Annotated in this window: 8 protein-coding genes; all 8 read left to right on the top strand. The window is 35.1% G+C overall.

Annotated elements, in window-relative coordinates; all coding sequences use genetic code 11:
• Positions 1 to 106 precede the first annotated feature (106 nt).
• The 8 genes from DFQ11_RS05190 to DFQ11_RS05225 all read left to right on the top strand — a co-directional run bounded on the left by DFQ11_RS05190 (position 107) and on the right by DFQ11_RS05225 (position 15,244).
• Complete coding sequence (locus DFQ11_RS05190) at positions 107 to 2,413, top strand: NADP-dependent malic enzyme (RefSeq protein ID WP_110474759.1); 2,307 nt, start codon at positions 107 to 109, stop codon at positions 2,411 to 2,413.
• A 254-nt stretch (positions 2,414 to 2,667) separates the two neighbouring features.
• Entirely contained in the window at positions 2,668 to 3,249 is a 582-nt protein-coding gene (ruvA, locus tag DFQ11_RS05195; protein ID WP_110474760.1) for a Holliday junction branch migration protein RuvA, read from the top strand.
• The gene (gene sov / locus DFQ11_RS05200) at positions 3,249 to 10,493 is read left to right on the top strand and encodes a T9SS outer membrane translocon Sov/SprA (protein WP_110474836.1); all 7,245 of its coding nucleotides are present in this window, start codon (positions 3,249 to 3,251) and stop codon (positions 10,491 to 10,493) included. Before ruvA ends, sov begins: the two co-directional genes overlap by 1 nt.
• Before the next feature lie 61 nt (positions 10,494 to 10,554).
• Positions 10,555 to 10,935 (top strand): glycine cleavage system protein GcvH, encoded by a 381-nt coding sequence (gene gcvH / locus DFQ11_RS05205; protein WP_110474761.1) that lies wholly within the window; start codon positions 10,555 to 10,557, stop codon positions 10,933 to 10,935.
• Positions 10,936 to 10,969: 34 nt separating this feature from the next.
• Positions 10,970 to 11,290 carry a VanZ family protein gene (locus DFQ11_RS05210; protein ID WP_233487594.1) on the top strand — a complete coding sequence of 107 codons (321 nt, stop codon included), beginning with the start codon at positions 10,970 to 10,972 and terminating at the stop codon, positions 11,288 to 11,290.
• A 65-nt stretch (positions 11,291 to 11,355) separates the two neighbouring features.
• Complete coding sequence (locus tag DFQ11_RS05215; protein WP_110474763.1) at positions 11,356 to 12,084, top strand: energy transducer TonB; 729 nt, start codon at positions 11,356 to 11,358, stop codon at positions 12,082 to 12,084.
• Between the two features lie 135 nt (positions 12,085 to 12,219).
• Positions 12,220 to 13,014, top strand: a complete 795-nt coding sequence (locus DFQ11_RS05220; RefSeq protein WP_110474764.1) for an energy transducer TonB — start codon at positions 12,220 to 12,222, stop codon at positions 13,012 to 13,014.
• 121 nt (positions 13,015 to 13,135) lie between these two features.
• Positions 13,136 to 15,244, top strand: a complete 2,109-nt coding sequence (locus tag DFQ11_RS05225) for a gliding motility protein RemB (RefSeq protein ID WP_110474765.1) — start codon at positions 13,136 to 13,138, stop codon at positions 15,242 to 15,244.

Below are 15,244 nucleotides of genomic sequence, written 5' to 3' on the forward strand. Positions count from 1 at the left end.
CCTATCACCTTTTATACAAATTTGCATTGCTTATCTTTGCAGCTTGTGTAAAATAAACATGAACTAGTGTTAAGTTTATTTCATACCTAAAATACATATGTAAATTATGAGCAAACAAAGCAAACGTTTAGAAGCCTTATTATATCACGCCAAACCAACTCCTGGTAAAATTAAAGTCGTACCTACAAAAAAATATGCATCTCAGCGCGACTTATCTTTGGCCTATTCTCCGGGTGTAGCAGAGCCATGTTTAGAAATTGAAAAAGACATTAATAATGTCTATAAATATACAGCAAAAGGAAATTTAGTAGCCGTCATTTCCAATGGAACAGCCGTTTTAGGATTGGGAAATATTGGACCTGAAGCTTCTAAGCCTGTCATGGAAGGTAAAGGTTTACTCTTTAAAATATTTGCTGATATCGATGTGTTTGATATAGAAATAGACACAGAAGATGTTGAAGAATTTATTGCTACAGTTAAGCATATCGCTCCAACCTTTGGAGGTATAAATCTTGAAGATATCAAAGCTCCTGAAGCTTTTGAAATTGAAAGACGATTAAAAGACGAATTAGATATTCCTGTAATGCACGACGATCAGCACGGTACAGCGATTATTTCTGCGGCAGCGTTATTGAATGCTTTAGAGCTAGCTGAAAAAAAGATTGAAGAGGCACAAATCGTTGTAAGTGGTGCTGGCGCTGCGGCAATCTCATGTACGCGACTCTATCAAGCATTTGGAGCTAAGCGTGAGAATATTGTCATGTTAGATAGTAAAGGTGTGATTAGAGATGATAGAGATGATTTAAGCTCTCAGAAAGCCGAGTTTGCGACGCATCGTAAAATAGACACTTTAGCTGAAGCTATGGATAATGCCGATGTTTTTATTGGCTTATCACAACCAGATATAGTAACTCCAGAGATGTTAAAGTCAATGGCAGCTAACCCAATCGTGTTTGCTATGGCTAACCCAAATCCTGAAATTGGATATCAGCTTGCCGTTGATACACGAGAAGATATTATTATGGCAACGGGTCGTAGCGATCATCCAAACCAAGTAAATAATGTACTTGGATTTCCGTTTATCTTTAGAGGAGCTCTAGATGTTAGAGCCACAAAAATTAACGAAGCTATGAAGATGGCAGCGGTTAAAGCCTTATCTAATTTAGCTAAAGAAACCGTACCGGAGCAGGTGAATATCGCCTATTCTGAAACACGTCTCACCTTTGGTAGAGATTATATTATTCCAAAACCGTTTGATCCACGTTTAATTTCTGAAGTACCACCAGCTGTGGCGAAAGCGGCTATGGAAAGTGGTGTTGCTAAAGAACCTATTGAAGATTGGGATCGTTATAAAAATTCATTATTAGAACGATTAGGTTCGGACAATAAACTGGTTCGAATGTTGTTAAGCAGAGCTAAAACCAACCCAAAACGAGTGGTTTTTGCTGAAGCTGATCAATTAGACGTTCTAAAAGCAGCACAAATTGCCCATGATGAAGAGATGGCTATTCCTATTTTATTAGGACGAAAAGAAACCATTCTCGAATTGATGGAAGAAATTGAATTCGATGATGACGTACAAATTATAGATCCAAAATCGGACGAAGAATCTGATCGTAAAAATCGTTACGCTACGGCTTATTGGGAAAAGTGTAAACGACAAGGTGTAACGATGTATTCAGCAGAAAAGAAAATGCGAGAGCGTAATTACTTTGCGGCAATGATGGTAAATGAAGGAGATGCTGATGCTTTAGTAACAGGATATTCTCGTAATTATCCGTCTGTAGTAAAACCTATGCTCGAGCTCATTGGTATGGCCGATGGCGTTAATAGAGTAGCTACCACAAATGTGATGATTACCCAACGTGGACCTATGTTTTTAAGTGATACGGCCATTAATATCGATCCAACTGCTAAGGATTTGGCGAAAATTGCTCGTATGACTTCTAGAATTACAAGGATGTTCGGTATAGAACCTGTGACAGCAATGATTTCTTACTCTAACTTTGGCTCATCAGATCATCCTAATTCAGCAAAAGTAAGAGAGGCTGTAGAGTATTTGCATAAAGCCTATCCAGAAATGATTGTGGATGGTGAAATTCAAAGTGACTTTGCCTTAAATTCCAAAATGCTTCAAGATATATTCCCTTTTTCTAAGTTAGCAGGACGTAAAGTGAATACCCTTATTTTTCCTAATCTAGATTCTGCAAATATCACTTATAAGTTGCTGAAAGAGTTAAATCAAGCGGATTCTATAGGGCCAATTATGATGGGCATGAATAAACCTGTGCATATTTTACAGTTAGGGGCTAGTGTTGATGAGATCGTAAACATGACGGCTATTGCGGTTATTGATGCTCAGCAAAGAGAGCAAGCTAGAAAACGATTTAAAATTCGCAGTCAGACCGAATAGTTGTGACTAATTAAGAAATAAGGTTATTTATAAAAAACAAATTAAAAAATCAGGTTGTACATTCATAATAATAGTATAACCTGATTTCTTTTTAGAGCTTTTCCTTAAAACGAATGATAATGACTAAGACCTTCCTCAAGAGCATTATTAATTCTTCAATATGCTAAAAAGGGAATTGCCGTTTATAACCTGACTTACAGTCTATGTAATGAAAATAATTTTATTACATTTGGTTTTTTAACTTTTCGTTATACATGATTACACATATAGAGGGCAAACTTGTTGAAAAAAATCCGACAGACGTTGTGATAGATTGCAATGGTGTTGGCTATTTTATTAATATATCGCTTCATACTTTTGCTCAAATTCCTGATCAAGAAAACTTGAAGTTATATACCTATCTCCACGTAAGAGAGGATGCTCAAAGTCTATATGGATTCTCATCTAAATCAGAACGTGAAATATTTAAATTATTAATTTCTGTTAGTGGTATTGGAACGAATACTGCACGTACCATGTTGTCATCTTTAAGTCCAGATCAAATTAAGGAAGGTATTGCCGGAGGTGATGTCGCATTGATTCAAAGCGTGAAAGGAATAGGTATAAAAACAGCCCAACGTGTTATCATTGACCTAAAGGATAAAGTGTTAAAAGTATACGGATTAGATGAACTTTCTATAACAACAAACAATACAGGCAAAGATGAAGCGTTATCTGCTTTAGACGTTTTAGGATTTAATAAAAAACAATCCGAAAAAGTTGTTGAAAAAATACTACAAACCCAACCAGATGCTAGTGTAGAGCAAATTATTAAAGAAGCTCTTAAAAACTTATGATGCAATTGAATAAAACTCTCCAAAAGCCACGCTTTTCGTTTAGATATTTCTTCATATTAGCTTTTGTTATGCTAATGGGCAATGCTGCATTTGCTCAAGAACCCGAAACAGAACAGGACTCAACAAAAACAACTTATGCTCTTGGTAAGCTCAATATGCCTAACCCAAGTAGTATTGTTTCAAAATACACATACGACCCTATTTTAGATCGTTATCTCTACACGGAGAAAATAGGTGGTTTTAATATCAAACACCCTTTAATTTTAACGCCAGAAGAGTTTCAGGAACTTGTTTTACAAGAAAAACTTAAGGACTATTATAAGCGAATGGCAGATGCCGCTGCTGGACAAAAAGAAGGTTCAGAAGAAGATCAGAAGAATTTATTACCTGAGTTTTACGTTGATTCGGGATTATTTGAAAGCATCTTTGGTGGCAACACGATTAATGTGGTTCCTCAAGGTTCGGTAGAAGTCGATTTAGGGGTGCTTTTTTCTAAACAAGACAACCCTTCGTTTTCACCAAGAAATAGAACAAATTTCACTTTCGATTTTGATCAAAGAATTAGTTTAAGCCTTTTAGGTAAAGTAGGAACGAGACTTCAGGTTACAGCGAATTATGATACTGAAGCAACCTTCGATTTTCAACAAGTTGTAAAATTAGAATACACGCCAACGGAAGATGATATCATCCGAAAAATTGAAGTTGGTAATGTGAATATGCCACTTAACAGTTCACTTATAACTGGGGCACAAAGTCTTTTTGGGGTTAAAACCGAATTACAATTTGGTAAAACTAGAGTCACAGCTGTATTTTCTGAACAACAATCACAGTCAAAGTCTGTCGTTGCAGAAGGAGGAGGAACTGTTGAAGAATTCGAATTCTATGCGAGAGATTATGACGAAAATAGGCACTTTTTCTTAGCACAGTACTTTAGAGAAACCTATGATAAGGCCTTAATGCAATATCCTTTTATTGATAACCAAGGTCTTCAAATTACACGAGTAGAAGTTTGGGTAACCAATAGAAACAACCAAACAGAAAATGTTAGAAACATCGTTGCGTTTCAAGATTTAGGGGAATCTAAACCAGAAAATATTGGACTTAGTCCATTGCCAGGCGGTTTTGTAAATAATCCAGGTGCCAGACCAAGTAACAAAAACAATGATTTTGATCCAACTAATATTGGTGGTCCTGGTTCTTTATTAACCAATCAAGTTAGAAATATAACTTCAGTTCAAGCCGGAATCAACGTGCCAGTAAATGAAGGTTTTGATTATGGTAAATTAGAATCTGCAAGAAAATTACGTGAAGGGCAAGAATATGTTTTAAACTCAAAATTAGGTTATATCTCTTTAAACCAACGTCTACTTAATGACGAAGTTTTAGCGGTTGCCTTCCAATATACTATTGGAGGGGAAGTGTTTCAAGTAGGAGAGTTTGCTAATGATGGTGTAGATGCGACAAATGTTGATAATTCATCAGGAAACGAGGTGGTAAATAATCAGAGTTTAGTAACCAAAATGCTGAAGAGTGCAGTTACTTCTGTAGATCAGCCTATTTGGGATTTAATGATGAAGAATATCTACGACACGGGAGCCTATCAGTTAAGTCCTGAGGATTTCAAACTTAATATATTCTATACAGAATCGTCCCCTCTAAACTATATAAAACCTGTTGAAGGGACTACTTTCCCACCATTTGATAATAACACACCAAATAACAGTGATGACACGGAAATTAGTGAGACACCATTAATTAGACTTTTTCATTTAGACCGACTCAATTTTAATAACGACCCTCAAGAACGAGGTGATGGTTTCTTTGATTATGTTGAAGGGGTTACTGTATTATCGCAAAACGGAAAAATTATATTTACTAAAACAGAACCTTTTGGACGATATTTATTCGATGTTTTAGATGATGATGGAAATCCAAATAATAACGATTCAGATTACCAACAAGATACATACACCAACCCTAACCAAGAGAAATACGTTTACGATTTACTTTATAAAACCACAAAAACCCAAGCTTTAGACCAAGCAGAAAAAAACAAATTCCAAATCAAAGGACGTTTTAAAAGTAGTGGTGGAGATGCCGGTATTCCTATTGGAGCTTTTAATGTACCTAGAGGTTCAGTAAGAGTTACAGCTGGTGGTCGTCAACTTGTAGAAGGTATTGATTATACGGTAAACTATCAATTAGGTCGCGTAGAGATTTTAGACGAAGCTTTGAAAGCATCAAATACACCAATTAATGTTTCTGTTGAAAACAATGCGGTATTTGGTCAGCAAACTAAACGTTTTACAGGAGTTAACGTAGAGCATCAATTCAATGAGAATTTTGTGCTTGGAGCAACGTTATTAAATCTTAACGAGCGCCCAATAACGCAGAAAGCAAATTTCAATTCTGAACCTATAAACAATACAATTTTTGGCTTCAATGGAAACTATTCAACAGAAGTTCCATTCTTAACACGAATGGTAAATAAGTTGCCGAACATTGATACAGATGTGCCATCTAACCTTTCCGTGAGAGGTGAGTTTGCTTATTTAATGCCTGGAGCATCAAAAGGTGCAGACTTTAATGGTGAAGCTACAGCGTATATTGATGACTTTGAAGGAACGCAAGGAGCTATAGATTTAATGAGTCCGTTATCTTGGACACTTTCAAGTAGACCGTTAACTGTTAATGGTGTAAGTGAAAATGACCCAATCAACGATATTGGAATTCAAAATGGCTATGGAAGAGCTATGTTGAATTGGTATACAATAGACCCTATATTTTACAGTAGTCAACGTCCAGGTGGTATAACCGATGATGACGTTTCAGACTTATACACAAGACGCGTATTTATAGAAGAAATATTCCCTCAAGTAGATATAGTTCAAGGACAATCTTCAGTAATCAATACTTTAGACTTAGCCTATTATCCTACAGAACGCGGTCCATATAATTTCGACCCGAATGCAGCAAATGGAGCGCCATTAAATCCAAATACAAGTTGGGCTGGTATTACGCGAGCTATTACAACTACAGATTTTGAACAAGCCAACGTGGAGTATATCGAGTTTTGGGTTCAAGATCCATTCTTAGATAACCCATCAAGCACAGGTGGTAAACTATTTGTTAACTTAGGTAATATCTCTGAAGATATATTAAAGGATGGTAAAAAGCAGTTTGAAAATGGATTGCCTCCAGATGGAGACGTATCTAGTTTAGCAAGGACAGATTTTGGTGGTGTAGTGCCACAAAACCAATCATTGATATATACCTTTGGTACCACAGGCGCAGAAAGAGCAAATCAGGATGTAGGTTTTGATGGCTTTAATGATGAAGAAGAAATATTAGAGTTTGGAGCTCAATTTGGTGATGATCCATCTAATGATAACTATACGTATTATTTAAATACAGATGGAAATATTTTTGATCGTTATAAAAAGTACAATGGTGTAGAGGGGAATACTCCTGATACCTTCACCGATACTAATAGAGGTTCAACGACACAACCAGATGTTGAGGATATCAATAGAGATAATACCATGAATACTATTGATAGTTATTTTGAGTACGAAATAGATATTAAGCCTTCTGCTCTTAATATGGCAAACCCTCAAATTAATGACATTAAAGAACGAACGGTAACTCTTCCAAACGGTAATCAAAGAGATGTTAAATGGTATCAATTTAGAATTCCAATCAATGAGGAAACACAACGTGTTGGTGGAATAACTGATATCCGTTCAGTACGTTTTGCGCGATTATATGTTTCAGATTTCGTAGAAAAAACCGTGTTGCGTTTTGCTACATTAGATTTAGTTCGAAGCGATTGGAGACGATATACACAAGATTTAGATAACGACCCAACGAATAATAGTTCGAATGTTGAATTCAATGTTGGTATTGTTGGAGTTCAAGAAAATGATGGAAATTATGTGATTCCGCCTGGAGTTGAGCGTGAAGAATTAAACAATAACAATAATATTATTAGGCAAAATGAACAATCACTTGTTTTGCAAGCTTGTGAATTAGAGCCAACAGATTCAAAAGGCGTGTTTAAAAATATTAATTTAGACATGCGTCGATATAAAAAGCTGCGTATGTTCTTACATGCTCAAGCACAGGAAGGACAAACACTTCAAGAAGGAGAAATGGTTGCCTTTATTAGACTGGGTAGTGATTTTACTCAAAATTACTATCAAGTAGAAGTGCCATTATTGCCGACAGATTTAGTTAGTGGAGGTTCTATTGAAGAGCGCGTTTGGCCGGCAGTGAATGAGATTAACTTGCCATTAGAAGTGCTACAACAGATTAAAGCTAAGGGTATTTTTGATCAGTCATTGTCTAATTTAGACCCTACTTTTTATGATGTTGTTGATGGTCAGTTAAGTGAAGTGCCTGTCGCGGAGTTTGCACCATTACCAACAGGTCAGCAACGTGTGGCTATTAAAGGAAATCCTAATTTTGGAGATATTAGAGTGCTTATGGTTGGCGTGAAAAACTCTGGTATTACAGGATTAAATTCCTGTGGTGAAGTATGGTTTAACGAATTACGTATGTCTGAATTAGATAATGAAGGTGGTTGGGCAGCTGTAGTGAGTATGGATTCTAATATTGCAGATTTTGCTGATGTAAGTGCTACAGGAAGACGAAGCACTATAGGCTTTGGAGGTATTGAACAAGGACCAAACGAACGTAATCTAGAAGACGTACAACAATATGATGTTGTAACAAACTTGCAGTTAGGGCAATTACTACCAAAAAAATGGGGACTTCAAGTACCTTTTAATTATGCGCAAAGTGAGGAATTAGTTACACCTAAATTCGATAGATTTTATAACGACCTTACGTTAGATTCAAGATTAGATGCTGCTAGCTCAAGTGAAGAAGAAGAGCGAATAAGAGTACAGTCTGAAGATTATACAAAACGGAAGAGCATCAATTTTATAGGAGTTAGAAAACAGAGAACTGGAGACGAAAAAGAGCGTTTTTATGATGTAGAAAATCTAACATTTAACTACTCTTACAATAAAGTAGAGCATCGCGATTTTGAAATAGAAAATGCATTAGATCAAAATGTAAGGGCGGGTGTTAACTATAATTATGCTTTTGAACCGTTGAAATTGGAACCATTCAAAAAGAATGATTCACTGTTTACAGGTAAATATTGGAAAATTTTAAAAGATTTTAATCTCAACTTATTGCCTTCAAGTTTCTCTGTAAATACAGATATTAATAGACAGTTTAGCAAGCAGAAATTTAGAGAGGTAGAATTAGGAGGATCTAATATTGGTATTGAAGAATTATACCGAAGAAATTATACTTTCGATTTTCAGTATACTATAAATTACAACCTTACCGACGCATTAAATTTAAATTTCACGGCCGCTAATACAAATATTGTACGTAATTATTTTATTGACGATCGCATCAACGGACTGCAGGATCCAGAGCTTAATGTTTGGGATGGTTTCTTTGATTTTGGAGATCCTAATTTTCAAACTCAACAACTCCAGTTAAATTATGAATTACCGTTATATAAGATACCAGCATTAAGTTTTTTAAGAACAACTTATGCATATAATGGTGCTTTTCAATGGCAAAAAGGATCAGATTTGAATGAAGGCCTTGTTTTAGATGGTAACACCTATAACTTAGGACACTCAATTCAGAATTCTAATACACATAATATTAACTCAACCCTTAATATGGAAACCCTTTATAAGACCTTAGGCTTGGTTAAAAAAGGCAATCAAAAAGGGAGAGCAAGATCGAGAACTGTAGCAACAAGGCGTTCAGCTACACCTGAAGCTCAAAACGAAGAGAATAAATCAAGTGCAGGAGAGAAAGCGGTTAATACGTTGATTGACGTAGTAACAATGGTTAAAAGAATCCAATTTGGGTATACAGAAAATAATGGGACATTCCTTCCAGGTTATTTGCCAACCCCTGGATTTATTGGAACTTTAAGACCAACCTTCGGTTATACTTTCGGGAGTCAACAAGATATTAGAAGTATAGTTGCTAGTAATGGATGGTTAACGACTTTCCCAGATTTTAATCAACAATATACAGAAGTTCAAAATACAAGTCTTGATTATTCGGTGAATTTAGAACCGATGAGAGATCTTAAAATCGATTTAACGGGTAATAGAACTTATGCAGAAAATGTATCTGAAAGTTTTAGGGCAATTGATACTAATGGCGATGGATTAAGTAATGAATATGAAGATTTAATCACCAATTCTTTCGGTAACTTTAATATTTCAACCGCATTAATTAGAACAGCTTTTAGTAAGAGTGACGAAAATCACTCAGATGCCTTTAATGATTTTAGAGCGAACCGATTAGTTATAGCGAATCGTTTAGCAAGAGAGTTTTACGGCTCAACACCATACAACCTTGATGCGGAAGGCTACCCTGAAGGATTCGGTAAAAACAGTCAGCGTGTTTTGTTACCAGCATTCTTAGCGGCTTATCAAGGATCTGATCCGGAGAAAATAAGCACGGGTGCTTTTAGAGATGTCCCAATTCCAAACTGGACGTTGAAGTACACAGGGTTAATGAAACTACCTTGGTTTAAAAACACCTTCAGACGTTTCTCTGTTCAACATGGCTACAGATCTCGATATACAATAAACCAGTTTAGAACCAACTTAGATTTTAATGAGTTTGATAAAGACTTAGGTTATAACTCACCTGCAAATGAAGATGCCTTAGATCAAGCAGGTAACTTTAAGAGCAGAACGCTTTTTAGTAATATCAACTTGGAAGAACAGTTTAGTCCATTAATTCGTTTAGATTTTGAAATGAAGAATTCTATTAAGGTCTTAGCTGAGATAAAAACTGATCGACTTCTCTCACTGAGTTTTGATAATAATTTAATGACCGAAATCCAAGGAAAAGAATACACCTTAGGTCTAGGTTACCGTATTAAGGACTTAAGAATTCGTTCACAATTGGCAGGGCCAAAGCAAATCATTAAAAGTGATTTAAACATGAGAGCCGATGTTTCTGTAAGAGATAATAAAACTATTATCAGATATTTAGATCTAGAAAATAATCAGATTACAGCAGGTCAAACAATTTGGGGACTAAAATACTCGGCGGATTATGCCTTTAGTAAAAACTTAACGGCCATTTTCTATTTCGATTATACGTTCTCAGATTTCGCGATATCAACATCCTTCCCTCAAACATCAGTGAGGTCAGGAATAACGTTACGTTATAATTTCGGGAATTAAGTTTGAATTGAAGCTATTAAAAATTTACATTTGTTGTTATTAATATAATCTCACATTTAAGATGAATACACCATCAGAATTAAAGTACACTAAAGATCACGAATGGGTTAAGATCGAAGGCGATATAGCAACCATTGGTATTACAGACTTTGCTCAAAGCGAGTTAGGGGATATTGTTTATGTTGAAGTAGATACTTTAGACGAAACTTTAGATATCGAAGAAGTCTTTGGAACTGTTGAAGCGGTAAAAACCGTTTCTGATTTATTTTTACCATTATCTGGAGAGATCGTTGAATTTAATGAGTCTTTAGAAGATGAGCCAGAAAAAGTAAACACAGATCCTTATGGAGACGGTTGGATGATTAAGTTGAAATTCTCTGATGCTTCTCAAATCGATAATTTATTATCTGCTGAAGACTATAAAGCACTTATAAGTGGTTAAAAAATTGCTTTTACTAGTGTCTGTGGTATATACTTTGGCATTAGTTATTGCGAGTTTAATAACATTGAATGGAGTTCCAAGTTTAGGCTCCTCATTCGATGATAAGATATTTCATGTTGTAGCGTATATAGGGTTATCATTTTTATGGGTTTATTATTTTAAACCATTTAAAACGAAACAGATTCCTTATATTGTTTTCTTTGTTGTAGTTCTGCTAGGTTTTATCTTAGAATTATTACAGTACTATGTCAACCCAAATAGAACCTATGATACTTATGATTTCATAGCTAATACAATAGGAGCTATTTTTGGTACGTTTATTGCAATTCAATTAAATGTCTTTAAATTAAAATAAACCAAAGCCTTGTTTTTTTTGCTATTATTTAGTTAAATTAGCACTGTTTTAATAAACATAAAAATATGGAACCTAAAAAGAATCCGAAATCAGATGTCAGTCGCAACAGCTCTTTGTACTTTGCGGTAGGCCTTGCATTAATGTTGGGTGTTACTTACCTAGCAATTAATTACAAGACTTATGATAAGAGTGCGATAGCCATCGATTCTCTTAATTTAGATGATGAGTTAGAGGAAGAAGTGCCAATTACTGAACAAATTATAACTCCACCGCCACCACCGCCACCACCGCCACCAGCTCCGGAAATTATCGAAGTCGTGGAAGATGAGGAAGAGGTTGAGGAAACTGTAATTGAATCTACAGAAACTGAGATGGAAACAGAAATTGTTGAAGTTGAAGAGGTAGTAGTGGAAGAAGTAGAGGAAGATATTGAAGTACCATTCTCAGTTATTGAAAATGTTGCAGTTTTCCCTGGATGTGAAAAGGAAAAAGGAAATAATGCTAAGAAGGCTTGTATGAACGAGAAGGTGAATAAGTTCATCGGTAGAAAGTTCAATACAGATTTAGCTGGAGATTTAGGTTTACCTCCTGGAAAGAAACGTATTTTCGTTCAATTTAAAGTTGATAAAACTGGTAACATTACAAATATCGTAGCTCGTGGACCTCACCCAGGTCTTGAGAAAGAAGCAAAGCGTGTTATTAGTCAACTTCCAAAAATGCAACCGGGAAAACAAAGAGGTAAGGCAGTAGTAATGCCATTCTCAATTCCAATTGTATTCCAAGTACAAGATTAAGAAGTATAATAACTTTTTTTAAAATAAAAATCCCGTTCAAAATTAATTGGACGGGATTTTCGTTTTGGTATACTTGTTGTGATTTTAACATAATATTAACTTGCCCTCTTTGGAGGGCATAAAATCAAACATATTATGAAAACTTCTAAAAACCACTTCGGTAATGCTGGCCAGAGCATCTCCGAAGTCAAGAAATCACACAAGCACGATGCAAATTTACAAAAAAACTCAAGCCTCTATTTTCAGATTGGTTTGATACTTTGTTTACTTGGAACTTATGCACTTTTTGAAATGCAGTTTCAAAAGGAAAAAATCACAGTAACTAAAGAGACGGACTTGGTTGAAAAAATCACTGTCGATTATGTTCCTCCTTTTGAAGTTGAAAAGGTAAAGGTTAAAAAACCAGAGCAAAAAAGAAGTGAGGACTTAAAGGATTTAATTGACCCAATAGAGAATGATATTCCACTTAAAGAATCTATACTTGATGTTCCAATAAATACAACACCAAAAGTTGATGCACCAACAAAAGTTGGAGATATTAAAACCATTGAAGAACCTGATGACCCGTTAATAATCGATTTTATTAATGTTCAAAAAGTACCAGTATTTCCGGGTTGTGAGAAGTACAATACTAACAATGAGCGTAAAAAATGTTTAAATGATAAGGTGAGAAGTTTAGTAGGTAGAAAATTTAACGTAAATATTGGAAACACCTATGGTATCAAAGGAAAGCAGAGAATATTCACTCAGTTTACGATAGATAAATACGGGAACGTAACTAACGTTAAAATTAGAGGGCCGCACCCTGCTGTTGAAAAAGAAGCTAAACGTGTTCTTAACCAAATCCCAACTATGGAACCGGGTATTCAAGGTGATTCTCCAGTTGGTGTAATTTATAATTTGCCAATAATATATGAGGTTAGGAATTAATAAATTATCCTATATACGTTAAGAGCCGTTATTTTAATAAATAACGGTTTTTTTATATATAAGTTGATTTCGAGGTTACTAAAAAAAATAAGTATCTTTCGCACAATAAAATCATGTCTTTATGAAGCGAATTGTCTTATTTGCTATTCTGCTATCCGCCACTTTTGGGTATGCTCAAACAATAATTACTTACGAAAAGCCTCCTGTTTTCAGTGAGTGCGATTCTGAGTCCGTAGATCAAATCAAATCTTGCTTCAATTTTACTTTAAATAGTTTTATTTATGAGAATTTTGAAATTCCGCAAGTAGTTACGGATGAGTCATACAAAGGAAATATTCAGATATTATTTGAGGTAGATAGTGATGGTGAATTTAAGGTGGTTTACGTTGATGCGATTTATGACGAATTAAAAGAAGAAACTAAACGTGTTTTTGATTCACTTCCAAAAGTAAAACCTGCAACTTATAACGGTAACCCAACGTTTACCCAATATAGTCTTACTATTAATATTCCATTAACTAAGCCTGTTAGAGAGTTGGATCAAATTGAACAGGAGAACAAGCTTACTAAAAAAGATAGTCTAAATGCTACCTTATCTGATGAGTTAGATAGATTAAACAAAGAATTAAAACCTTACGAAGATCTTGAGTATACAAGCCAATTAAATATTCCTTTTACACATTCGTATTATGCGCGTTTCGACTCTGAAATGAATGCTATTGGAACCAACAGCCATACGGCTGCAAAACCATTTTTGTATAGTGATGTGGCACGATATTATGATGTACAAGCTGAAAAGGAACGTTTAGCAAAGGATGCAGATTCATGGTTAGAAAGAAAAGTGTTTAATGAACACTTGGTAGAAGTTCAGGGCAAGGATTATTGGTTTACGGTAGATCCTATATTAGACTTACAATTAGGAAAAGATACAGAAGCCGAATTTAATTCAACCTGGAACAATACAAGAGGGATTTATATTCAAGCAGGCTTAGGAAAACGATTCAATTTATCGGCATCGGTTTATGAGAGTCAAGGCCGATTTGCCAATTACTTTAATCAGTATGCTGAGAGTTTGAAGGCATTTGGTCCAGATCCAGCTATTATTCCTGGTCGTGGTATCGCCAAACGATTTAAAGAGAATTCATATGATTATCCTGTAGCTGAAGCTTACTTGTCTTATACACCTGCAGATTTTATTAATGTTCAATTCGGACATGGTAAAAACTTTATAGGAGATGGGTATAGATCGCTGTTACAAAGTGATGTTTCTAGTCCTTATCCATTTTTAAAGTTGAATGCAACCTTTTGGAAAATAAAATACACAAGCACATGGATGTGGTTAAAGGATGTTAGACCGGAAGTTGTTGAAGACAAAGCCTTCTTAACTAAATATATGGCAAATCATTATTTGAGTTGGAATGTTTCAAAACGATTAAATATAGGATTGTTTGAGTCTGTAATGTGGGCTGATGCCAATGGACGAGGTTTTGATATTAATTATTTAAATCCAATTATCTTTTTTAGAGCTATTGAGTTTCAAACAGGACAAGGTGCAGGAAACGCTATTTTAGGTTTGACTTCAAAATATAAATTGAATAATAAAGTGAATTTATATGGACAATTTATTTTAGATGAATTCTCATTAAGTCATGTTACGGGAGGTGAAAAAAGTTGGAAGAATAAATTTGGCTATCAACTAGGCGCTAAATATTTCAATGCTTTTGAAGTGGATAATTTATTGCTACAGGCGGAGTATAACCGAGTAAGACCTTTTGTGTATTCGCATAATACGCAAATCTTAAATTATGGTCATTTTAATCAGCCTATGGCCCATCTTTGGGGTGCTAATTTTAGTGAATTGGTTTTAATAGGTCGATATAATTATAAGAGATGGTTTGGAGATGCTAAATTTATTTTTGGTAAACGAGGATTCGACTACAATACTGATGAGGATAATTTTTCTTATGGCGGTGATATTTATAGAGACTATAACGATCGTGATAGGGATACAGGGGTTACCATTGGACAAGGGAATAAAACCAATAGTTTTATGACGGAAATTCAAGCGGGTTATGTCCTTAACCCTGCGACCAACTTAAAGTTGTTTACCAATATTGTTTACAGGGATTTTAACCCCGAAGCTATAACGGCTTCAACAATGGATTCGAATACACTTTGGTTTAGTGTGGGCGTCAGATCTGATTTATTTAATTGGTACAACGATCTATAA

Origin of the sequence: Winogradskyella epiphytica, from assembly GCF_003217215.1 — a bacterium.
Lineage (GTDB): Bacteria > Bacteroidota > Bacteroidia > Flavobacteriales > Flavobacteriaceae > Winogradskyella > Winogradskyella epiphytica.

Excerpts from the sequence above, each read along its gene's own strand:
- gcvH (WP_110474761.1), top strand. The coding sequence starts at position 10,555 with ATGAATACACCATCAGAATTAAAGTACACTAAAGATCACGAATGGGTT.
- DFQ11_RS05190 (WP_110474759.1), top strand. The coding sequence starts at position 107 with ATGAGCAAACAAAGCAAACGTTTAGAAGCCTTATTATATCACGCCAAA.
- DFQ11_RS05215 (WP_110474763.1), top strand. The coding sequence starts at position 11,356 with ATGGAACCTAAAAAGAATCCGAAATCAGATGTCAGTCGCAACAGCTCT.
- DFQ11_RS05225 (WP_110474765.1), top strand. The coding sequence starts at position 13,136 with ATGAAGCGAATTGTCTTATTTGCTATTCTGCTATCCGCCACTTTTGGG.
- DFQ11_RS05220 (WP_110474764.1), top strand. The coding sequence starts at position 12,220 with ATGAAAACTTCTAAAAACCACTTCGGTAATGCTGGCCAGAGCATCTCC.
- sov (WP_110474836.1), top strand. The coding sequence starts at position 3,249 with ATGCAATTGAATAAAACTCTCCAAAAGCCACGCTTTTCGTTTAGATAT.
- ruvA (WP_110474760.1), top strand. The coding sequence starts at position 2,668 with ATGATTACACATATAGAGGGCAAACTTGTTGAAAAAAATCCGACAGAC.